The following is a 20,665-nucleotide window of genomic DNA, read 5'->3' as shown; positions in this document are numbered from 1 at the left end:
GAAAGAAAAGGGGGGATTTGGATGAAGCTCAGACAGATTCATCCACTGACGTGGGGCGTCCTGTTCGGGACGTTTTTTGCACGACTGGCGACGTTTTTTGTCATGCCATTTTTTGCGATCTATCTAGCTACGCTCGGCTTTTCAGCGAGTGTGATCGGAACGATCTTTGCCGTGACGGCACTTTCAGGTCTGTTCATGAGCTTCTTTGGGGGGACACTCTCTGATCGGTATGGACGAAAACAGCTCATGTTGATCGGGATCGTGCTGAATGCCGTCACGTTCGCTGGTCTCGCACTTGCGACGGAACTGTTTTGGTTTTACATGCTATCGATGTTGATGGGGATGTCGCGATCATTCCTAGAACCGGCTTCGCGTGCACTCATCAGTGATACGACGCAGGCAGATCAGCGAGTCATCGTCTATAATGTCCGTTACTTCATGATTAATATCGCCGCGGCCATCGGACCACTCTTGGCGGTCGTCTTGTCACTCACTGGTGTGAAGACCGCATTCTTCGTCGTGACGGCTGTCTACATATTATACGGGATCATTATATCTATCTTGTTTTACAAATATCCGTTTGAAGAAGGGGACGGAATCAAGGCACGCCCGCGCTTGACGGAGACGTTTCGTGTCCTGAGAGATGACCGAACGTTTCGGGCGGTCATCATCGGGATGATCTTCGCGATTATCGGTTATAGCCAGTTCAATTCGACGCTCCCGCAATTCATCGCGCTACGCGATGGATTAGAAGAAGGCTCGAGATTATTCGCCTACTTATTAACGACGAACGCCATCACGGTTCTCATCGTTCAATATCCGATCATGCGTTTCGGGATTCGTGTCTCTCCGATCAAGTCACTCTTCTTCGGGATTTCGACGTTGTCATTCGGACTTTTGCTCATCGGATTTGCGACGGTAGAGTGGGTCCTATTTGTCGCGATGGCCATCTTTACCGTCGGTGAGGTGTTGATGTTCACGATGACGGACGTCTTGACGGATGAACTCGCGCCGGAACATTTACGGGGCACTTATTTCGGGGCGATGGGATTGACGTCACTCGGACAGACAATCGGACCGATTATCGGGGGTGTATTACTCGATACATTCGGTCAGTCGTCTCTTCCTGTATTCGGAAGTTTGGCACTCTTGACGGGGTGTGGTGCCTTCTTCTTCGCGGCTGCCGTACGGGAACGGAAAGCAGTCCTCGCACTCGTCGAAGAAAATGCCGGATAATGTCTTGATTTCCTACTATTAGCATTCTCAACTTTTATCATTCTATTGAGAATGAATTCTAAGGTGAGTCGCTTGAAATAAAAAAATGACTAGTCTAAGATTAGAATATATCTAATCTACGCCATTCACTATGGCGAGAAAATACGGAAGGGGTATCCGAATGTCTAACGTACCACAAATGAAAATTGATGACCTCCGCGTCTCAATCGAAGGAAAAGAGATTGTCAAAGGTCTTAACCTAGAAATTAAAGGTGGCGAAATTCATGCCATCATGGGTCCGAACGGGACTGGTAAATCAACACTCGCATCAGCACTCATGGGTCATCCACTTTATGAGGTCACTGGGGGAAGCGTCGAATTAAACGGCGAAGATGTCCTCGAGATGGAAGTCGACGAGCGCGCACAAGCAGGGATGTTCCTTGCGATGCAGTACCCGGCTGAAATCAGTGGTGTCACAAACGCGGACTTCTTGCGTTCAGCAATCAACTCACGTCGTGAAGAAGGTCAAGAAATCTCGCTCATGAAGTTCATCCGTGAACTCGATGCGAAGATGGAACTTCTCGAAATCCCTTCAGAAATGGCACACCGTTACTTAAACGAAGGATTCTCAGGCGGTGAGAAGAAACGTAACGAAATTCTTCAAATGATGATGATTCAACCGAACATCGCCATCTTGGATGAAATCGACTCAGGTCTTGATATCGATGCCCTTAAAGTCGTTGCCAAAGGCGTAAACGAAATGCGTTCAGAAGAGTTCGGCTGCTTGATCATCACGCACTATCAACGTCTCCTCAACTATATCGAGCCAGACTTCGTACACATCATGATGGACGGGAAAATCGTCATGTCTGGTGGTAAAGAGCTCGCACAACGACTCGAGGCAGAAGGTTACGACTGGGTGAAGCAAGAACTCGGAATGACAGTAGACACAGAAGCGTAAGGAGGCTGTACGATGACCGTACAATTTGAATTGGATGCACAAGCGTTGTCGGCACGTGCAGAAGCGCTCGGCGGACCAGCATGGATGGTCAACCGTCGTAAAGAGGCAGCAGAACTTGCGCCGACACTTGCTTTGCCAAAAGTTGAAAAGATTAAAATTGATAAGTGGGACTTCGCAGCGGGTGATGTCAATCTCGGACCGAAAGACGGTTTGACAGCTGACATCGAATCACTCCTCGGAGACCACCGGACAAACGTGCTCGTTGAACGCAATGGTCATGTCGTCTATAACGAATTGTCGATGCCAGAAGGCGTCTTGTTCATGGGAATCAAAGAAGCGATGGAGCAACATCCTGAGCTCGTTGAGAAATACTTCATGACGGAAGGCGTACGTGTCGATGAAGAACGTCTTTCGGCGCTGAACGCTGCCCTCACAAACGGTGGGGCGTTCATTTACGTACCGAAAAACACACAATTGAAAGATCCGCTTCAAGCGATCTTCACGATGGAACAGGCGAACGGTGCCCTCTATCACCACACGATCCTCGTCGCTGACGAAGGCAGTGAAGTGACATACATCGAAAACTTCCTTTCTGGTACGAACGAACCGCACACGGTCAACGTCGTGACGGAAGTATTCGCTGGAGAGAACGCAAAAGTCGTCTTCGGTGGTGTCGATCAACTCGCTGAATCTGCACTTACGTTCATGAACCGTCGCGGCGTCGTCTATGCGAACGGTCGTCTTGATTGGGCGCTCGGTCACATGAACGACGGGAACTCGGTCGTTGAGACGAAGACTCACCTCGTCGGAGACAACACGTATTCGGATACAAAAGCTGTGACAATCGGTCGCGGTGCACAAAAACAAAACTTCAACATCCGTACCGACCACTTCGGAAAAGCATCTGAAGGGTTCATCTTGATTCACGGTGTCCAAAAAGACGCAGCCACTGCGATCTTCAGCGGGACATCGATGATTCACCACGGTGCGTCAAAATCGAACGGTGTGCAAACAGAGCGCGTCTTGATGCTCTCTGAAAAAGCTCGTGGGGATGCCAACCCGATTCTTCTCATCGATGAAGATGATGTTATGGCAGGTCACGCGGCATCAGTCGGCCGTGTCGATGATGTTCAATTGTACTACTTGATGAGCCGTGGTTTGTCTCGCCAAGAGGCAGAGCGTTTAATCATCCACGGATTCTTGACGCCTGTCGTCGAAGAACTCGCAATCGATTCGGTCAAAGACCGTCTCCGCGAAGTCATCGAAGGGAAAGTACGTTAAGATGTTGAACGCCTCGATTCGTGAACAGTTTCCGATTTTAGATCAGGAAATCAATGGACACCCGCTCGTTTATCTTGATAGCGCGGCGAGCTCACAAAAGCCGCTCGCTGTCATCGAGGCGATCGAGGACTATTATCGTCGCAACCATTCGAACGTGCATCGTGGCGTCCATACGCTCGGGACGCAAGCGACGGATGCGTATGAAGGAGCACGCGAACGCGTCCGCTCGTTCATCCATGCGGCGGTTCCTGAAGAAATCATTTTCACTCGTGGAACGACGACGGCCATCAACTTGGTCGCATCGAGCTACGGAGATGCGAATGTCGGTGAAGGCGACGAAATCGTCCTCACCCCGATGGAACACCATGCGAACTTGATTCCGTGGCAACAACTCGCTAAACGTAAAGGCGCGACGCTTCGATACGTCGAGCTCACGCCGGACGGACGGGTCACACTGGATGCCGTTCAAGCGGTGTTATCGGACCGGACGAAAATCGTCGCGATGAGCCACGTCTCGAACGTACTCGGGACGATTAACCCGATTGCCGAAGTCGCTCGACTCGCGCATGAAAAAGGTGCTGTCATGGTCGTCGATGCCGCACAAAGTGCACCGCATCGAAAATTGGACGTCCAAGCACTCGACTGTGACTTCCTCGCCTTTTCTGGACATAAGATGCTCGGACCGACTGGAATCGGTGTCTTATATGGGAAGAAACAACTCCTCAAAAACATGGAGCCGGTCGAGTTCGGTGGCGAGATGATCGACTATGTCGATTTGTATGAATCGACGTGGAAAGACATCCCGTACCGTTTCGAAGCGGGGACACCGATTATCGCCGGAGCGGTCGGACTTGCGGCTGCCATCGACTTTTTAGAAGAAATCGGTCTTGAAAACGTCGAAGCACACGAACGTGAACTCGCGTCTTACGCAATCGAGCAGATGAAAACGATTGAAGGGATCGAGATTTACGGTCCTGAAGATCGCGTCGGTCTCGTCACGTTCAACTTGAAGGACGTTCATGCGCACGACCTCGCGACTGTGCTCGACATGCAAGGTATCGCGGTTCGTGCCGGTCATCACTGTGCACAACCACTCATGCGTCTTTTGAAGCAATCATCGACGGCACGGGCGAGCTTCTATTTGTATAACACAAAAGAAGAAGTCGACCGCTTCATCGAGGGATTACGTCAAACGAAGGAGTATTTCAATTATGAGTTTTAATAATCTCGACATGTTGTACCGCCAGGTCATCATGGATCACTATAAAAACCCAAGAAACCGTGGCGTCATCGAAGATGGCGTGACGGTGGACTTGAACAACCCGACGTGTGGGGATTCGCTTCGTCTTCAACTACAGGTCGAAGACGACATCGTCAAAGATGCGAAGTTTGAAGGGGAAGGCTGCTCAATCAGTCTCGCCTCGGCATCGATGATGACCCAAATCGTCAAAGGAAAAACAGTAGAAGAGGCGCTTCAACTCGCCAACATCTTCTCTGAAATGGTTCAAGGCAAAGAGTACGACACGGATACGTTTGACCTCGGTGATATCGAGGCGCTCTCAGGCGTATCGAAATTCCCGGCTCGAATCAAGTGTGCCACGCTCGCGTGGAAGGCGCTTGAAAAAGGAGTAGACGAGGACGCGTAAGGAGAAGGAGGAGACCGATATGGCAAAGAACATGCCGGAAATTGGCGATTATAAATACGGCTTCCATGATCGGGACGTTTCGATTTTCCGTTCAGGCCGTGGCTTGACGACAGAAATCGTAGAGACGATCTCACGCATGAAAGAAGAGCCACAATGGATGCTCGACTTCCGTTTGAAGTCGTTGGATCACTTCAACAAGATGGCGATGCCGACATGGGGCGGAGACCTCTCGGCACTTGATTTCGACGAAATCACGTACTATGTCAAACCATCTGAAAAGACAGAACGCTCATGGGATGAGGTACCAGAAGAAATCAAACGTACGTTTGACAAGCTCGGTATCCCAGAAGCAGAGCAAAAATACTTGGCAGGTGTCTCGGCTCAGTATGAGTCTGAGGTTGTCTACCATAGCATGCAAGAAGACTTCGAAGAAAAAGGTGTCATCTTCAAAGATACAGACACAGCCCTCAAAGAAGACGAAGAGATCTTCAAAGAGTACTTCGGGAAGTTGATTCCGCCGACGGACAACAAGTTTGCGGCCCTTAACTCAGCTGTTTGGTCGGGTGGCTCGTTCATCTATGTACCAAAAGGCGTAAAACTTGAGCAACCGCTCCAAGCCTACTTCCGCATCAACTCGGAAAACATGGGTCAATTCGAGCGTACGCTCATCATCGTCGACGAAGGCGCATCGGTTCATTACGTCGAAGGATGTACGGCACCGGTTTACACAACGAACTCGCTTCACTCAGCGGTCGTTGAGATCTTCGTCAACAAAGATGCATATTGCCGTTACACGACGATCCAAAACTGGGCGAACAACGTCTACAACTTGGTAACGAAACGTGCAGTCTGTGAAGCGGGTGGATCGATGGAGTGGATCGATGGAAACATCGGATCGAAACTCACAATGAAATACCCAGCTGTCATCTTGAAAGGGGAAGGCGCACGTGGGATGACACTCTCAATCGCCCTCGCTGGTAAAGGACAGCACCAAGACGCTGGCGCTAAAATGATTCACCTCGCACCAAACACGTCGTCGTCTATCGTCTCAAAATCGATTTCGAAACAAGGCGGAAAAGTATCGTACCGTGGAATCGTCCACTTCGGCCGTAAGGCGAAGGGCGCACGTTCGAACATCGAGTGTGACACGCTCATCATGGACAACGAGTCGACTTCAGATACGATCCCGTACAATGAAATCTTGAACGACCAAGTGTCGCTCGAGCACGAAGCGAAAGTCTCAAAAGTGTCAGAAGAGCAACTCTTCTACCTCATGAGCCGTGGAATCTCGGAAGAAGAAGCGACAGAAATGATCGTAATGGGCTTCATCGAGCCATTCACAAAAGAATTACCAATGGAATATGCGGTCGAAATGAACCGTCTCATCAAGTTCGAGATGGAAGGTTCGATTGGATAATTGCTTGAATGACGGATTTCCTGTAAAAAGGAGTCCGTTTTTTTTTGTTATGTCGTTGCCATATGTAGGGTATGCTAAAAAAGAGAAAGAATCATAGAAAGGATGGATACACATGTCACGTATTCCGCATAAAGATGAGATTGACCCGAAAGACATCACTCGCATCGCCGTCATCGGTGCCGGTTGGGTCGGCGTCAGTTTCGCCTATCAATTATCCACGGCTGCGCTTTGCGAGGAGCTCGTCTTAATCGACTCGAATCATGCCAAGGCAGAAGGAGAGGCGATGGACCTCAATCATGGGATCTCATTCGCCCCGACACCGGTCCGGATTTGGGCAGGGGACTACTCGGATTGTAAAGACGCAGATATCGTCGTCATCACGGCAGGAGCCGCACAAAAACTTGGGCAGACACGGATGGACCTCGTCGAGCAAAACGCCAAGGTCGTCCGCACCGTGACCGAAGACTTGATGAAGAGCGGGTTCGACGGCATTTTAGTCGTCGCGACGAACCCGGTCGATGTGATGGCACACGTCGCCTGGAAAGCATCTGGTTTACCAAAAGAACGCGTCATCGGTTCAGGGACGGTCCTCGATACAGCACGACTCCGTTACAAACTTGGAGACTATTTCGAACTATCGCCACGAAACTGCCACGCCTACTATATGGGTGAACATGGGGATACGGGCTTTGTCGCATGGAACAACGCACGCATCTATGGGAAGAGTATCGATGAACTATTGGCGGAGAACGAGAAATATCAGTTCGAAGACTTAGAAGCGATCTATGCGGACGTACGCGACGCTGCTTACCAGATCATCGAGCATAAGAACGCCGCCTATTATGCGATTGGGGTCGGCTTGCTTCGCATCATCCGGGCCATCGTCCGAAATGAAAACTCCGTCGTGACGATTGGCGCTCACCTAGACGGCGAGTACGGGGCGAGTGACGTGCATATTGGCGTACCAGCCTTGATTGACCGAAGCGGCATTCGTAAGATCATCGAGATTGAATTGACGAACGAAGAACAACAGAAGTTTGACGCCTCGGTACAAACTATCAAAGCAGGGATTGAGAAAGTCGAGCCCGCATCCTAAAAAAGATCCGACTGCTTAGGCAGTCGGATTGTTGGTTAAGACGCCTCTTCTTCGGCGATATCTTTCTTGTAATACTTCTCGGATGTGAAGAACTCGGTTGTCAATCGTTTCACTTCACCACTTAGAAGCAAGACGGCAATCATATTCGGGATGAGGATCATCGCTAGCATCAAGTCTAGGAAGTTCCAAATCATCTGAGCGCCTCCAATCGAACCGATGACAATCGAGACGATATATACGGCCTTCATGATTTTTCCTGCCGTCAAACCGAATAAGTACTCGGCTTGTCGCGAGCCGTAAAAGATGATGACGATAATGGTCGAGAGGACGAAGAAGATGAGTGAGATGGTGACGAGTAAGCTTCCCGTGTAACCGAAGTATTCATTGAAAGCAATCGTCGTCAACGCTGCTGGGTCATCCATCGCTCCGTCTGCCGTCCAGACACCTGAAGACAAGACGACGAATGCGGTCGTGCTACAAATGATGAGCGTATCGATGACGATCCCGATGACGGCCCAGAACCCTTGGCGCACCGGATGGTCCGTCTGTGCCGCGGCGTGGGCAATAGGTGCCGTTCCAAGACCGGCTTCATTTGAATAGAGTCCACGGGCGAAGCCCCAACGAATCGTCTCAGCAACGGCGGCACCGGCAAACCCACCGAACGCGGCCATCGGCTCGAATGCATAAGAGAAGATGAGACTGAGAACGTTTGGAATCTCAGAGAAGTTCATCAAGACGATGACGAGTCCGGCTCCGACATAGACGAGTGCCATGCCAGGGACGACGATCTCGGTGACTTTCGCGATGCGCTTCAGTCCGCCAAAGACGATGATGCCCACAAGAATAGCGACGACAATCCCCGTGATGAGCGTGTTCCCATTGAACGTCTCACGGACTGCCGAGCTGACAGCGTTTCCTTGTACCATGATACTCGGAATGAGTTCGATCATGAGAGCGAAGGCGAACCACGTCGCGAGCCACTTCCAACGAAGTCCTTTTGATATGTAGTAGACCGGTCCCCCGACAAATTCGCCGGCATCATTCTTCTCACGATAGTGCACGGCCAGTACGCTCTCTGAGAACTTGATGGCCATGCCGATGATAGCGATGACCCACATCCAGAAGATGGCACCCGGTCCCCCGAACATAATCGCTGCAGGTACACCGATGATGTTCGCGGCCCCGACTGTTGAAGAGAGGGCTGACGTCAACGCTTGTCTCGGACTGATGTCGCCTTCACCTTTCGGCTTTTTGAAAATGCTGCCGAATGTTTGCTTGAATATGTAGATGGGGTAACGAAACTGAAAGAAACCGAGCTTGATGGTGAGGAAGATACCGGATAAAACGAGTAACGAGATAATCGGTACGCCCCAAAGCCAGTCGGAAACGTTCGTGACAAGAGTAATAAATTCATTCATACAACCACTCCAATTCCATTATTTTACTTAAATACTGTTTCCTAAAGTAAGGACCTCTAAACATCTTTGACAAAATAAAGGAGGAAAATAGAATGAGAGTTGCTAAACGTTTGATTGTATCTGGACGTGTCCAAGGCGTGGGGTTTCGATTTTTTTCACAGGAGACCGCGCAACGATTCGGCATCAAAGGATGGGTTCGCAATCTAAGTGACGGGACAGTCGAGCTACATGCAGAAGGAACCGAGCAAGAAATCGACGCCTTCGAGCAGACGTTGAAGGATGGCAATCGCTTTGTCGGTGTCGAACGAATCGAAGAGACGGAAGCGAACGATCAGGAATTTCGCTCGTTCGACATACGCTATTAACCGCTTACATCTCCTTACATGTGAAAGGGAGATTTTTTTGTGAAATCTACATTTCAAAAAATTAAACCTCGAATTTTGGAGATAGGGTGGTCAAACGATAGGAAGTGTGTATAATGAAATAGACCAAGCGATATATTGTCAGAAAATTTAGTTATTATTTTTTTGTTAAGTCGTTCGGAATATCAAGTGTATGGAGGTAGTTGTATGAAAAAATCGACATTGTTCCCGTTAGCGTTTACGATTTTTGCTTTATTCTTTGGGGCCGGGAACTTGCTGTTCCCACCTGAGCTCGGCGCCTTGGCGGGGGAAAACCTCGTACCGGCGATGATCGGGTTCGTCATTACGGGTGTCGGTTTACCGCTTCTTGCTTTGTTCGCAGTCGCTCGGGTCGGCGGCGGGACAGACCAAATTGCTCGTTATATTCCAAAGCGTCTCGCGCTTATCTTGACAGGATTGATGTATGTGGCTATCGGACCATTCTTCGGAATCCCGCGTACGGCTGCTGTCACGTATGAAATGGGACTCGTTCCGTTTCTCGATGCTCCTTCTACTTTGACACTCGCGATGAGTTCGACCGTCTTTTTCGGGTTGACGTTCTTCTTGACGCTTCGTGCTCAAAAGTTGATTGAAGTCATCGGGCGCATCATTACACCAATCCTCTTGTTCTTGCTTGCAGCGATTGGAATCACAAACCTCATCTCGCCACTCGGGGAGCCGGGAGCTCCAGCGGAAGGATTTGAGACATGGGTGGGTGCACTCGGCCAAGGTTTCCAACAAGGCTATTTGACAATGGATGTATTCGGGGCCCTCGTCTTTGGGGCAATCGTCCTCGTCACGTTGAAAGCTAATGGATTGAGTGACCAAAAAGAAGCGTCTTCGCTTCTTCGCTCTGCGGGCATGCTTGCCGTTACCTGTTTGATGCTCGTCTATATCTCGCTCGGTTCAATCGGTGCGAATATGACAGTCGCAGAAGGAACGACGAGTGGCGCAAGCCTTCTCCAAGCGTTCGCAGGTACGTCTTACGGACAAGTCGGAATGCTCGCACTCGGATTAGCGGTCTTCCTCGCTTGTTTGACGACAGCAGTTGGCCTCATCTCAGAGTTCTCACGCTTCATCAGCAATCAGTTTGATTCTCTCAAATATCATCATGTCGTCATCGCGACAACGTTGTTTGGATTCATGATCTCACTCGTCGGTTTGAGTTCGTTGATTCAAATCGCCGTGCCGCTTCTCACGCTCCTCTATCCGGTCATGATCGCACTCGTGCTCGTATCGGTGACGGAACGTCTTCAACGAAACCCTGGTGTGGCGATGAAAGCGACGATTTATACGGCGCTCGTTCTCTCGTTCTTTGAAACGTGGAACGGCATCCAGCCTTCTGCGGTTACTTCTTGGATTGGAAACTTACCAATGGCGGATATCGGACTTGCCTGGGCAGTTCCGACGATGATCGTCTATGCGATCACGCTTCTTCTTCCGAAAGGAACGTCACAAGAATCACTCGCTCAATCACGCATCTCATAAGTCTCGCCCATCCTTTGGTCAAGGATGGGCTTTTTTCTGTCTTATTGTTTGCCTGGATGTGAGCTCAAACAGTAAAATGGAAAGATGAAAAGGGAGTGACATTCGTTGACGACAAAACAAAAAAATCAATTGGCGATTCTCATGTTGAACATGTTTATCGCCGTCGCCGGATTTGGGATCATCATCCCGATTATTCCGGATTACTTAAAGATGATTGGCGAGGGAGGGACAGCCGCCGGACTCATGATTTCCGTATTTGCGGGTGCCCAGCTCGTCATGTCACCGATTGCCGGGAAATGGGCGGACGTCCACGGCCGCCGACTCATGATCATCCTCGGTCTGATCGGATTCACCATCTCGATGGGAGTCTTCTATCTATCAGATAATTTGACGATTCTTCTCGTCTCTCGTGCCATCGGGGGTGTTGGTGCAGCGCTTTTGATTCCTGCCATCTTCGCTTATGTGGCAGATATCACGACACTCGAGCAACGAGCTCGAGGAAACAGTTATATTTCCGCGGCAATGTCGCTTGGAATTGTAGTGGGACCAGGGATTGGTGGCTTTTTCGCTGAATTCGGCTTGAAGACACCGTTGCTTGTTTCAGCGATTGTATCGTTTATCGCTGTCATTTCGTCTGTGCTTCTTCTCAAGGAGCCTGACCGTGCTCCATACGTGGCGCCTAAGATTAAAGAGTCTTTACCGACGCAGCTGGTCATGTCGACGCGAAAACCGTACTTCTTCGTATTGGTCATCAACCTCGTCATGGCGTTTGGTCTGATGGCGTATGAATCGGTACTTGGGCTCTATGTCAGTGAGATGTTCAGTGCGACACCACAAGAGATTGCCATCATGGTAACCGGAACGGGGATTGTGAGTGTTATCGTTCAATTGTTTGCGGTGGACCGTCTCGTCGAATGGTTGGGTGAGACCAAGGTCGTACTTGCTTTCATCGCGCTCGCCTCATTTGGCTTCTTGTTATCTTTGTTCGCTGGTACGTATATGCTCTTCTTCGCAGTGACACTCGTGATTTTCTTATCGACATCTATTTTACGACCGGTGTTGAACACGCTCGTGTCGAAACTTGCAGGAAACGAGCAAGGTCTTGCCATGGGGATGAACAACGCTTATATGAGTATTGGGAATATTTTAGGGCCGACATTGGCTGGAATCGCCTTTGATATTGATATGCGCTATCCGTTCATGATGGGACTCGTCCTATTGCTCGTCACATACATGGGCACATGGAACTGGTCGAAACGGAAAGCGGCCGCCATTTCAGAATCGTAAAGGAGGACGCTATGATCTATGTAGGTGTGACCGGATGGGGTGACCACGATTTGCTGTATACGACCCCAGAAGAACGAAAACATAAATTATCGACATATGCGGGACATTTCCCGACTGTTGAAGTCGACTCGACCTTCTATGCGATTCAACCTGTGAAAAATTTCGAAAAATGGGATGGGGAAACACCGGATCATTTTCAATTCGTTGTGAAAGTTTCCAGGGAAATGAGCGGACATGATCGTGAGCCGAAAACGCCTTTGATTGAACTGTTTGAGCGTTATCGCGTCTCGGTCGATCCGTTAAAACGAGCGGGGAAATTACGGGCTGTGCTCGTTCAATTGCCGCCGTGGTTCGATGTGTCAAAGCCACACCTGGATTATTTGAGAACGCTTCGTGCCGAGCTGTCAGATTACGAGATTGCCATCGAGTTTCGCAATCCGACCTGGTTCTCAGAAGCGTTCCGGGACCGGACGCTTCAATTTTTGAAGGAGCAGCGGTTCATCAACACGATTTGCGATGAACCGCAAACGAAAGAGAGCAGCATCCCGTTCGTACCGGTCGTGACGCATCCTGATGTTGCGGTCGTTCGATTGCATGGACGCAATACGTCAGGATGGCTCAAAAAACCTGGAATGACGAGTCAAGAATGGCGGCATGTTCGCTGTCTGTACCGGTATAGCGAGGAAGAATTGCAAGAATTGGCGACCTCACTTCGTGAGATTGACCGTGAAGCGAAAGACGTGTATGTATACTTTAACAACAACTCGGCTGGGGATGCAGCACCGAATGCAAAGCGACTCATTGAGATTCTTGGCCTTGAATATGAACTCGCGCCGAGACAAATCAGTTTGTTTTAGAAGGAAGGGATGGCCATGACGACACTGTCTATTTTTCATTACAACGATCTTCATTCAAAGTTCGACCAATGGCCGAAACTTGTTTCATTTCTAGAAGAACATCGGACTGACGACACGCTGTACTTTGATTTAGGAGATCATGCCGACCGCACCCACCCGGCGACCGAAGTGACACGTGGAAAGTTGAATGTTCGTTTGCTCGAGCAACTCCGTCCGACAGCGGTCACCATCGGAAACAACGAAGGGATCACTTTTCCTCATGATTGGCTAGCCGAACTGTATGACGAAGCGACATTTCCCATCTTACTTGGGAATGTATATGAAGCAGACGGGTCACGACCGAATTGGGTCGATGAGACGCTCGTTCTTGAGAAAGATGGTTTCCAAATCGGCCTGTTTGGTGTGACCGCTCCATATGAAGAGTTATACCCAGAGCTCGGCTGGCAGATTGAATCGCCTTACGAGGCGGCGGAGCGAGCGCTGAAACAGTTGGCGCATTGTGATGTCATCATCGCGCTCAGTCACCTTGGGTTCTTTGGAGACGAGCGATTAGCTGAAATGTTTCCTGAAATCGATGTGATTCTCGGTGCGCATACACATCATGTTTTAGATGAAGGTGTGATGACGAACGGTGTGTTGATTGCACAGGCCGGAAAATATGGGAAGTACGTCGGTGAAGTCACACTGACGCTTGGCGAGTCAGGAATCGTATCGAAAGAAGCGCGCCTTCACGAACTGTCTCAGCAATCGGATAGTCCAGACACGTTGGCGTTGTTGCGCACAGAAGGGGCAGATGCCGAACGCCTTCTTGATGTCACGATTGCAGAGACGGATGGATACGCCTCCGATTGGTTCGGACCTTCTCCACTTGGTGACCTACTCGTCGAAGGGATGGTCGAATGGTGTGCGGCGGATGTTGGGATTATTCCATCTGGGGTTGTGCTAGAAGGCCTTGCACCGGGTGGGGTGACGCTCAACATGTTGCATCGGATCTGTCCGCATCCAATCAACCCTTGTGTGCTGACATTGGACGGTGAAACGTTGTCGCGTTTCCTTCACGATACTAATGAAGAAACGTTCACGAATATGCATGTCAGAGGTCTCGGGTTCAGAGGGACCGTTCTCGGAGAACCGAGTCTCTATCAAATCGAACAACGTGACGGTCAGACTTATGTGATGGGGGAACGATTGGATTTAAATCGGACATATCGTGTCGCAACGGTCGATATGTTGACATTCGGTCCGCTTCTTCCTTATTTGGCAGACCAACCGAAGCGATATTTCATGCCCGAACTTCTGCGAGATGTATTACGAGAAACAATCGTTGCCCGTCATGAAGTGATTCGAAAAGGATAGAGTGCATCGATGAGGGCATGCTATGATAACAGAGTGGAGGTGGGAGCGATGATTCGAGTGAATCGCCACGGATATACCGTCTTGGAAGAAAAACGGGACGGGTTCGATGAAGAGGCGTTTATCGCACGGTATAGTGACGTGCTAGATAAGTACGATTACATCGTCGGTGATTGGGGGCATGGTCAGTTGCGATTGAAGGGATTCTATGAACCGCAATCTAAATTGGCGACCTATGAGAACCGAATTGATCACGTGATGGACTACGTATACGAATATTGCAACTTTGGATGTCCTTATTTCGTTTTGAAAAAAGAAACGGAAATCAACGAAGAAGAGAGTGGACCCGTCTTTGGGGGAACGAAGCAAAAACTGAAGTTGAAGCGTAAGTTTAACAAGACCGATGAATCAAACGTGTGAAGTGCTGAGCAGTCAGCACTTTTTTTATTACATTTGATTTCCAAATATTTCGTTTAGGTAAAAAGTCGTGACTTCCGGTTTTGAGGTTGGAAAAATGTGATAAATTGTCATTAAGGATCGTTTCGTCGTTTTTTGGTTTTGATAGTGAGGTGATTTGGATGCAACATGTACAAACGACCGTCGGGGATCGGGATGACGTCCATAATCGAATTCATAACTTCGGACTCGGGATATTGGCCATGTTCTTTTTTGGTTTCCATATCATGATGACCTTTTATTTTACGGCGGCAGTCATTCTATTTGAACTCTTTCATGTGTTGATCATCCGTCGCTTTGAATATGGCCATTCGTTCTTGCGAGGCCGTGTCTTCAAAGTCACATCTCACCTTGTGTTATCACTCGGGGTGCTGTTGTTGATCTTGTCCATGTCTCAGTTCTTTTTAGGCAATGTGATGATTCGCTAAGCGGAAAGGAAAAATTCCTTTCCCTTTTTTTATGTTTTTTTGAAACGTATGGTCACCTTTTCACGTACACTAATAGAAAGACTACGAAAAAGGATGGATTACTATGAGATCTGAATGGAAACAACATGCACGACACGCCTTGAAAGGAAAATGGTGGTTGATGGCCGGATTGGCACTCTTGTTCCTCATTATTAACGGGATTCCGCAATGGTTTGCGCCTGAAATGGACGTCAACTCGCCAGAACCGTTCACATCGACAGAAGTCACTTTGAGCTTTGTATCGAACGTTCTGCAAATTTTAATTGCCCCACTTGCGATCGGTTGGTCGTGGCTTGCTCTCAACGTATCACGTGAGAAAGGAGCCTCGCTCTCAACGCTGTTCAAGCCGTTCCAGACACGTTACTTCAAACATGTCATCACCTCGTTTGTGATGGGGGTATTCCTCGTGTTATGGACGTTGTTACTCATCGTACCGGGAATCATCAAAGCCTTCTCGTACTCACTCACACCGTACATTTTGCGCGATCAGCCTGAGCTTTCGGCACTCGAGTCGATCACAGAATCACGTCGTCTTATGGATGGGCACAAGATGGAAGCCTTCATGCTCGTCTTGTCCTTCTTTGGTTGGTTCCTCGTCGGGATCTTGACGCTCGGGATCGGGTTCTTCTTCATCGGACCTTACTTCTCGACGACGTACGCGACGTTCTACGATTCGATTCGAGACAAGCAAATTGATTCGAATGAGCCAGTGCACGGAACAGAACAAGGATTTTAAAGAAACAAACGCCTCGCTCAAGTGATTGAGCAAGGCGTTTTTGATTAGGCGTTGACTTCAGTTTTTTGTAAGTATGGCTTCAACGACAAGTGGTGTTCGGCCACGACTTTACGAATCGTACGTGTCTTCGAGCGCATGACGAGTGATGTCGTCTCGACGATATCATCTGTTAAGAATTTGACGCCATCGAGCAACTCACCTGACGTGACACCTGTTGCGGCGAAGATACAGTCATCACTCTTGACGAGGTCGTCGAGCGTGAGGAGTTGGAGCGGATCTTCAATGCCCATCGAGATGACGCGTGCAGATTCTTCTTCATTCATCGGGTGAAGACGGGCCTGCATGTCTCCGCCAAGCGCTTTGACAGCTGCAGCCGTGATGACGCCTTCAGGAGCACCGCCTGTACTGATGAAAATATCAATCGGATTTGTTTTGACGGCAGCTGCGATTCCGGCCGAGACATCGCCATCCTCAAACAATTTGACGCGTGCGCCGACGTTCATGACGGCTTGGCGAAGGTGTTCGTGGCGATCGCGGTCTTGCATGATCACCGTCACTTCTTCAATACGTTTATTGTTATATTTTGCTGCTTTTTCGATGATCGACTCGAGTGGTTCATCGAGCGAGACTTTTCCTTTTAAGTTCGGCCCAACGACGAGCTTATCCATGTACATATCTGGTGCGTGGAGGAGGGCACCTTCATCCGCAACAGCGATGACGACCATCGCATCTCCGAGTCCTTTTGCGACAATGGATGTACCTTCGAGCGGATCAACGGCGATGTCGACTTTCGGACCGAACGTCGTACCGAGTTTTTCCCCAATGTAGAGCATCGGTGCCTCATCGAGTTCACCTTCACCGATCACGACCGTCGCATCCATGTTCACTGTTCCGAGAACTTCGCGCATCGCTGACGTAGCTGCGTCATCGGCTTCATTCTTTTGCCCGCGTCCAATCCATTTCGATGATGCGAGTGCTGCGGCTTCCGTTGCTCGTACGATTTCTAATGCTAATTCACGTTCCATAGTGTTGTACCCTCCACGTTATCTCTATTAAATGTGTTATACTTTTTATGGCTCAAATCCGTTGATTAGTGTATCACATTTTTATAAATGATGTAAATAGGGCAGGTTCTTTTCTCCAGAACGAAAAAGGATTAGTATTAACAGCAGGGGGGATCATCATGTATTTTGTGAATAGAGAGAAGATTAATCAGACACTGGAACAAATGGAGACGATGTTAGCACATACGGACCAACTGAGCGGAGATGCGTTTACGGTAGAACTTGCGAAACAACGAATGGCTGTCCTCCTGATAGAAGGGGTCATCGACGTAGGGAACTCGATGATTGACGGATTCATCATGCGAGACCCGGGTAGCTATGAGGATATTGTCGACATTCTGCTCGATGAACGCGTGCTCGATGAGAAGACGGGTAATGCCACCAAGGCGCTCGTCGGATTGCGTGCATACTATGTCCGTGAGTTCGTCGATGCAGACGCATCCCGCTTCGATGAATGGGTGAAGACGTCGAAACAAGACTTCACAGCGTTCTCCACGCAAGTTCGTCGCTACTTAGAGGTCGAACTTGGACCAGTGTCCGCATTCTTGCCAGAAAGCGAGTGATTGGATGGAACCGATAAAAGGATATTTGTTTGATTTAGATGGTACGATGTATGCAGGAATAGAGCCCGTTCAAGCTGCTGTCGATTTTGTAAACGAGTTAGAAGCTACGGGCGTCCCATACTTATTCGTCACGAATAACGCCTCGATGACACAACAGCAGATTGCGGATAAGTTGATTTCAATGGGGGCAAATGTGAAGGCAGAAAACGTCTTGACGAGTGCGATGGCGACGGCTTTTTATATTGAGAAGATGTCACCGGGCGCGACCGTCTATATGATTGGCGAAGACGGACTCCGACTCGCCTTAGAATCTCGTGGGTTCCACGTCACGGACGAACCGAAAGCGGACTATGTGGTCATCGGTCTCGACCGTCACATTACGTATGAGAAGTTGGCGCGAGGGGCGATCGCCATTCGTTCGGGAGCCCGATTCATTTCGACGAATGGGGATATCGCCATTCCGACAGAACGAGGGTTTTTACCGGGGAACGGGTCGCTCACATCCGTGTTGACGGTGACGACAGAAAAAGAACCATTCTTTATCGGGAAGCCAGAACCGGTCATGATTGATATTGCACTCGACATGATTGGATTGACGAAAGAGGATGTCGTGATGGTAGGGGATAACTATCATACAGATATTCTATTCGGGATCAATGGGGGAATCCGTACACTTCACGTCAACTCAGGTGTACACGGTCCAGCATTTGTTCAAGAACAAGAAAAACTCCCGACCTATATGGTTGAGAGTTTAAATGAATGGAAGCATGAAAAAAAGGGATGACGAATGTCTCCCTTTTTGCTTAGAATACTTGTTCTACTTCGACGATGCCTGGTACTTCTTCGATGAGCGCACGCTCAATACCGGCTTTTAGCGTGATTGTTGAAGACGGGCAGCTGCCGCAAGCACCCATCAAACGGAGCTTGACGATGCCTTCTTCGACATCAACGAGTTCGACGTCTCCGCCGTCACGAAGCAAGAACGGACGCAATTTATCGAGCACTTCTTGGACTTGATCAAACATTTCCATGGTATCTACCCCTTTCTCGTTCTACTTTATTCTAGCAAGTTTGAGAGTGTTTCTCAATCATTTACGCTGAGCGTTTCGTCATCGGGAGTGGGGAGGATTTTTGTATAATGGTTTCGAGGGGGAATGAAAATGAAAATCACGGTTTATGGGGCAGAGGTTCAATGTGCCAGTTGTGTCGGTGCACCGAGTTCGACCGAGACGTATGAGTGGTTGCAAAGTGCGCTCGGACGCAAGTATCCGGAGCAGTCCTTTTCTTTCGAGTATATCGATTTCGAACAGAGTGAGGACGAGTTTGCCCAGGCGCTTAAAGACGATGAATGGTTTTATCCGCTCGTCTTGCTCGACGGAGAAGTGATTGATGAAGGGGTCGTTCAGTTACGAAAAGTGTATGCGGCAATTGAGGCGAAACAAGGATCCGTCAATCATATAAAATAGTGAGCAAGTGGACGAACCATGCGATAGCAAGGTTCGTTTTTTGTTTACCTATAATTCAGAAAAAGATTTTACAACTTTTGTCTCTCGGGCTAAACTGAACATAACTTGTATAAATTTTATAATATTTTGAAAATTAATAAACCTGTTTATTAAAGGAGGACTATTTGATGTTTGCCCGAAAACGAAATATGCCGATCCATTTAGACACCTCGTCCCAAATGGAGCACTTGTTGATCGCACTTCCCGATGAGTTGGAACGACAACGTCAGTTGATTCGTCTCGAACGTGAGGATTTAGCTTATTTACGTGCGTATCAACAGGAATTACGTCAATTGACACCTCGGTTGGTTGATGTGTTTTATGAAGAGCTCGAAAAGATCGACGAGATGAGAGAGTTGATTCGGCAACATTCGTCATCGGACAAATTAAAACTCACTCTTTCTAACCATATAATGGAGATGTTTGAAGGGAAGTTGAATGAAGCATATATCAATCGACGTCTCGCCATCGCCAAACGTCATTATCTGATCGGTCTGAAAGGGAAATGGTATATGGCGGCCTTCCAAAAAATATTCGAGACGCTTGTCTTATCGATTCAACATGAGCAGCTCGATGCGGACTCGAAAATGAGGTTGATGATGGCCGTCTCGAAAATCTTTAACTTCGAGCAACAAATCGTGCTCGAGATGTTTGACGATGAAGCAGACGTCGTTCGTGACCAGATGCAACACGTGAAAGATGAAATCAGTCAAACGATTCAGCAGGCGAGTGAAGATTTGGCTGCCCTCTCACAAGAAGTCATGGCTAGTTTTCAGTCGATGAATGAGCGGGCAGATGATATGAAGCATTCAAGTTCACTCACGCAGACAAAGCTACGGACGGTACTTCACTCTTCAGTGAGTGGGAAAGACACGATTTTGTCGGAGGCGGGACGCCTTGATGAAATCGCGCGTGACCTCTCCGATTCAGCTCAGGAAATCAAGGCGCTCGAAAGATTGATGAACGAGATCATGACGATTGCGGATTCGGTCAAACAAATTGCCAACCAGACGAACCTACTTAGCTTGAATGCCGCGATTGAAGCAGCACGGGCAGGCGAGCAAGGGAAAGGATTCCAAGTCGTCGCTTCCGAAGTACGGACGCTCGCGAGTCAATCGAAACAAGCGGCAGAAGAGGTGGAGGATTTGGTGAAGCGTCTCACGAACCAGATGGAAGAGACTTCGAGCCGCGTCTTATCGACCGAGCAAGAGATGAAGCAGACGATGGGACGGATCAATGAAGTGACGGATGCCTTCCTCCAAATTTCGGGTGATTCGGAGCATGCTGACGGGCAGATGGGGAGTCTCGCCGGTGATATAGATGAGATTGTGGAATCCATTGCCGAACTCAAGCGTGCCACGACCCAGATTGCGACGTCTTCGACACGGTTGATGGATACCGCACAACGATTGTAAGTGGTCAAATGATAAAAAAGACGAATCAGGTCGCATGAC

Annotated in this window: 22 protein-coding genes; 19 read left to right on the top strand and 3 right to left on the bottom strand. The window is 48.9% G+C overall.

Going from position 1 to position 20,665, the window contains the following annotated elements; genetic code table 11:
• The first annotated feature begins 21 nt into the window (after positions 1-21).
• The 7 genes from ACFO4U_RS06690 to ACFO4U_RS06660 all read left to right on the top strand — a co-directional run bounded on the left by ACFO4U_RS06690 (position 22) and on the right by ACFO4U_RS06660 (position 7,616).
• On the top strand, positions 22-1,236 hold the full coding sequence (locus ACFO4U_RS06690) for an MDR family MFS transporter (RefSeq protein ID WP_214757535.1): 1,215 nt from the start codon (positions 22-24) through the stop codon (positions 1,234-1,236).
• 178 nt (positions 1,237-1,414) lie between these two features.
• The gene (sufC, locus tag ACFO4U_RS06685; protein WP_143180266.1) at positions 1,415-2,176 is read left to right on the top strand and encodes a Fe-S cluster assembly ATPase SufC; all 762 of its coding nucleotides are present in this window, start codon (positions 1,415-1,417) and stop codon (positions 2,174-2,176) included.
• A 12-nt stretch (positions 2,177-2,188) separates the two neighbouring features.
• On the top strand, positions 2,189-3,457 hold the full coding sequence (gene sufD, locus ACFO4U_RS06680; RefSeq protein ID WP_012726853.1) for a Fe-S cluster assembly protein SufD: 1,269 nt from the start codon (positions 2,189-2,191) through the stop codon (positions 3,455-3,457).
• A 1-nt stretch (position 3,458) separates the two neighbouring features.
• Positions 3,459-4,679 (top strand): cysteine desulfurase, encoded by a 1,221-nt coding sequence (locus tag ACFO4U_RS06675; protein WP_031422927.1) that lies wholly within the window; start codon positions 3,459-3,461, stop codon positions 4,677-4,679.
• The gene (gene sufU, locus ACFO4U_RS06670) at positions 4,669-5,103 is read left to right on the top strand and encodes a Fe-S cluster assembly sulfur transfer protein SufU (RefSeq protein WP_026825487.1); all 435 of its coding nucleotides are present in this window, start codon (positions 4,669-4,671) and stop codon (positions 5,101-5,103) included. The genes ACFO4U_RS06675 and sufU overlap by 11 nt, the downstream gene beginning before the upstream one ends.
• 19 nt (positions 5,104-5,122) lie before the next feature.
• A complete protein-coding gene (sufB, locus tag ACFO4U_RS06665) occupies positions 5,123-6,520 on the top strand; it encodes a Fe-S cluster assembly protein SufB (RefSeq protein WP_012726850.1) in 1,398 nt (465 codons plus the stop codon).
• A gap of 112 nt (positions 6,521-6,632) precedes the next feature.
• Positions 6,633-7,616: an L-lactate dehydrogenase gene (locus tag ACFO4U_RS06660; protein WP_159562599.1), complete on the top strand. Its 984-nt coding sequence runs from the start codon at positions 6,633-6,635 to the stop codon at positions 7,614-7,616.
• Between the two features lie 35 nt (positions 7,617-7,651).
• Here ACFO4U_RS06660 and ACFO4U_RS06655 read toward each other — a convergent pair whose 3' ends face one another.
• Positions 7,652-9,034 carry an alanine/glycine:cation symporter family protein gene (locus ACFO4U_RS06655; RefSeq protein WP_159562598.1) on the bottom strand — a complete coding sequence of 461 codons (1,383 nt, stop codon included), beginning with the start codon at positions 9,032-9,034 and terminating at the stop codon, positions 7,652-7,654.
• Positions 9,035-9,126: 92 nt separating this feature from the next.
• Between ACFO4U_RS06655 and ACFO4U_RS06650 the strand changes: the two genes are divergently transcribed.
• The 8 genes from ACFO4U_RS06650 to ACFO4U_RS06615 all read left to right on the top strand — a co-directional run bounded on the left by ACFO4U_RS06650 (position 9,127) and on the right by ACFO4U_RS06615 (position 16,079).
• A complete protein-coding gene (locus ACFO4U_RS06650) occupies positions 9,127-9,399 on the top strand; it encodes an acylphosphatase (RefSeq protein ID WP_214690688.1) in 273 nt (90 codons plus the stop codon).
• A 204-nt stretch (positions 9,400-9,603) separates the two neighbouring features.
• A complete protein-coding gene (brnQ, locus tag ACFO4U_RS06645; protein WP_074036366.1) occupies positions 9,604-10,923 on the top strand; it encodes a branched-chain amino acid transport system II carrier protein in 1,320 nt (439 codons plus the stop codon).
• A gap of 105 nt (positions 10,924-11,028) precedes the next feature.
• Positions 11,029-12,210: an MFS transporter gene (locus ACFO4U_RS06640; protein ID WP_159562595.1), complete on the top strand. Its 1,182-nt coding sequence runs from the start codon at positions 11,029-11,031 to the stop codon at positions 12,208-12,210.
• Between the two features lie 11 nt (positions 12,211-12,221).
• Positions 12,222-13,067, top strand: coding sequence for a DUF72 domain-containing protein (locus tag ACFO4U_RS06635; RefSeq protein ID WP_047795123.1), 846 nt, complete (start codon positions 12,222-12,224; stop codon positions 13,065-13,067).
• A 15-nt stretch (positions 13,068-13,082) separates the two neighbouring features.
• Entirely contained in the window at positions 13,083-14,423 is a 1,341-nt protein-coding gene (locus ACFO4U_RS06630; protein ID WP_251125252.1) for a bifunctional metallophosphatase/5'-nucleotidase, read from the top strand.
• A gap of 48 nt (positions 14,424-14,471) precedes the next feature.
• Positions 14,472-14,840 (top strand): YutD family protein, encoded by a 369-nt coding sequence (locus ACFO4U_RS06625; protein ID WP_047795125.1) that lies wholly within the window; start codon positions 14,472-14,474, stop codon positions 14,838-14,840.
• A 158-nt stretch (positions 14,841-14,998) separates the two neighbouring features.
• Positions 14,999-15,304, top strand: a complete 306-nt coding sequence (locus tag ACFO4U_RS06620) for a hypothetical protein (RefSeq protein WP_214690691.1) — start codon at positions 14,999-15,001, stop codon at positions 15,302-15,304.
• 103 nt (positions 15,305-15,407) lie between these two features.
• Entirely contained in the window at positions 15,408-16,079 is a 672-nt protein-coding gene (locus ACFO4U_RS06615; protein ID WP_215243787.1) for a DUF975 family protein, read from the top strand.
• Positions 16,080-16,123: 44 nt separating this feature from the next.
• On the opposite strand, the gene glpX is transcribed toward ACFO4U_RS06615, so the two are convergent.
• A complete protein-coding gene (gene glpX, locus ACFO4U_RS06610; RefSeq protein WP_159562592.1) occupies positions 16,124-17,104 on the bottom strand; it encodes a class II fructose-bisphosphatase in 981 nt (326 codons plus the stop codon).
• 158 nt (positions 17,105-17,262) lie between these two features.
• On the opposite strand from glpX, the gene ACFO4U_RS06605 reads away from it, so the two are divergent.
• Both ACFO4U_RS06605 and ACFO4U_RS06600 read left to right on the top strand, forming a co-directional pair.
• Complete coding sequence (locus ACFO4U_RS06605; RefSeq protein ID WP_074036381.1) at positions 17,263-17,706, top strand: DUF86 domain-containing protein; 444 nt, start codon at positions 17,263-17,265, stop codon at positions 17,704-17,706.
• A 4-nt stretch (positions 17,707-17,710) separates the two neighbouring features.
• The gene (locus ACFO4U_RS06600) at positions 17,711-18,490 is read left to right on the top strand and encodes a TIGR01457 family HAD-type hydrolase (RefSeq protein WP_214690694.1); all 780 of its coding nucleotides are present in this window, start codon (positions 17,711-17,713) and stop codon (positions 18,488-18,490) included.
• Between the two features lie 19 nt (positions 18,491-18,509).
• Here ACFO4U_RS06600 and ACFO4U_RS06595 read toward each other — a convergent pair whose 3' ends face one another.
• Positions 18,510-18,737, bottom strand: a complete 228-nt coding sequence (locus tag ACFO4U_RS06595) for a NifU family protein (RefSeq protein ID WP_012726833.1) — start codon at positions 18,735-18,737, stop codon at positions 18,510-18,512.
• 129 nt (positions 18,738-18,866) lie between these two features.
• Between ACFO4U_RS06595 and ACFO4U_RS06590 the strand changes: the two genes are divergently transcribed.
• Positions 18,867-19,172, top strand: coding sequence for a YuzD family protein (locus tag ACFO4U_RS06590; protein WP_214683915.1), 306 nt, complete (start codon positions 18,867-18,869; stop codon positions 19,170-19,172).
• Between the two features lie 167 nt (positions 19,173-19,339).
• Positions 19,340-20,626: a globin-coupled sensor protein gene (locus ACFO4U_RS06585; RefSeq protein ID WP_214690695.1), complete on the top strand. Its 1,287-nt coding sequence runs from the start codon at positions 19,340-19,342 to the stop codon at positions 20,624-20,626.
• Positions 20,627-20,665 lie beyond the last annotated feature (39 nt).

The sequence above is a fragment of the Exiguobacterium profundum genome, assembly GCF_042652865.1.
Lineage (GTDB): Bacteria > Bacillota > Bacilli > Exiguobacteriales > Exiguobacteriaceae > Exiguobacterium > Exiguobacterium profundum.
Note: the sequence above shows the minus strand (reverse complement) of the source record. Positions and strands in the feature narration are given on the sequence as shown.

Bases quoted from the DNA above. Each gene is read 5' to 3' on its own strand.
- ACFO4U_RS06590 (WP_214683915.1), top strand. From the start codon at position 18,867: ATGAAAATCACGGTTTATGGGGCAGAGGTTCAATGTGCCAGTTGTGTC.
- brnQ (WP_074036366.1), top strand. From the start codon at position 9,604: ATGAAAAAATCGACATTGTTCCCGTTAGCGTTTACGATTTTTGCTTTA.
- ACFO4U_RS06585 (WP_214690695.1), top strand. From the start codon at position 19,340: ATGTTTGCCCGAAAACGAAATATGCCGATCCATTTAGACACCTCGTCC.
- ACFO4U_RS06635 (WP_047795123.1), top strand. From the start codon at position 12,222: ATGATCTATGTAGGTGTGACCGGATGGGGTGACCACGATTTGCTGTAT.
- ACFO4U_RS06650 (WP_214690688.1), top strand. From the start codon at position 9,127: ATGAGAGTTGCTAAACGTTTGATTGTATCTGGACGTGTCCAAGGCGTG.
- ACFO4U_RS06675 (WP_031422927.1), top strand. From the start codon at position 3,459: ATGTTGAACGCCTCGATTCGTGAACAGTTTCCGATTTTAGATCAGGAA.
- ACFO4U_RS06660 (WP_159562599.1), top strand. From the start codon at position 6,633: ATGTCACGTATTCCGCATAAAGATGAGATTGACCCGAAAGACATCACT.
- ACFO4U_RS06615 (WP_215243787.1), top strand. From the start codon at position 15,408: ATGAGATCTGAATGGAAACAACATGCACGACACGCCTTGAAAGGAAAA.
- sufD (WP_012726853.1), top strand. From the start codon at position 2,189: ATGACCGTACAATTTGAATTGGATGCACAAGCGTTGTCGGCACGTGCA.
- ACFO4U_RS06595 (WP_012726833.1), bottom strand. From the start codon at position 18,737: ATGGAAATGTTTGATCAAGTCCAAGAAGTGCTCGATAAATTGCGTCCG.
- sufC (WP_143180266.1), top strand. From the start codon at position 1,415: ATGAAAATTGATGACCTCCGCGTCTCAATCGAAGGAAAAGAGATTGTC.
- ACFO4U_RS06600 (WP_214690694.1), top strand. From the start codon at position 17,711: ATGGAACCGATAAAAGGATATTTGTTTGATTTAGATGGTACGATGTAT.
- ACFO4U_RS06690 (WP_214757535.1), top strand. From the start codon at position 22: ATGAAGCTCAGACAGATTCATCCACTGACGTGGGGCGTCCTGTTCGGG.
- glpX (WP_159562592.1), bottom strand. From the start codon at position 17,104: ATGGAACGTGAATTAGCATTAGAAATCGTACGAGCAACGGAAGCCGCA.
- sufU (WP_026825487.1), top strand. From the start codon at position 4,669: ATGAGTTTTAATAATCTCGACATGTTGTACCGCCAGGTCATCATGGAT.
- ACFO4U_RS06630 (WP_251125252.1), top strand. From the start codon at position 13,083: ATGACGACACTGTCTATTTTTCATTACAACGATCTTCATTCAAAGTTC.
- sufB (WP_012726850.1), top strand. From the start codon at position 5,123: ATGGCAAAGAACATGCCGGAAATTGGCGATTATAAATACGGCTTCCAT.
- ACFO4U_RS06620 (WP_214690691.1), top strand. From the start codon at position 14,999: ATGCAACATGTACAAACGACCGTCGGGGATCGGGATGACGTCCATAAT.
- ACFO4U_RS06625 (WP_047795125.1), top strand. From the start codon at position 14,472: ATGATTCGAGTGAATCGCCACGGATATACCGTCTTGGAAGAAAAACGG.
- ACFO4U_RS06655 (WP_159562598.1), bottom strand. From the start codon at position 9,034: ATGAATGAATTTATTACTCTTGTCACGAACGTTTCCGACTGGCTTTGG.
- ACFO4U_RS06605 (WP_074036381.1), top strand. From the start codon at position 17,263: ATGTATTTTGTGAATAGAGAGAAGATTAATCAGACACTGGAACAAATG.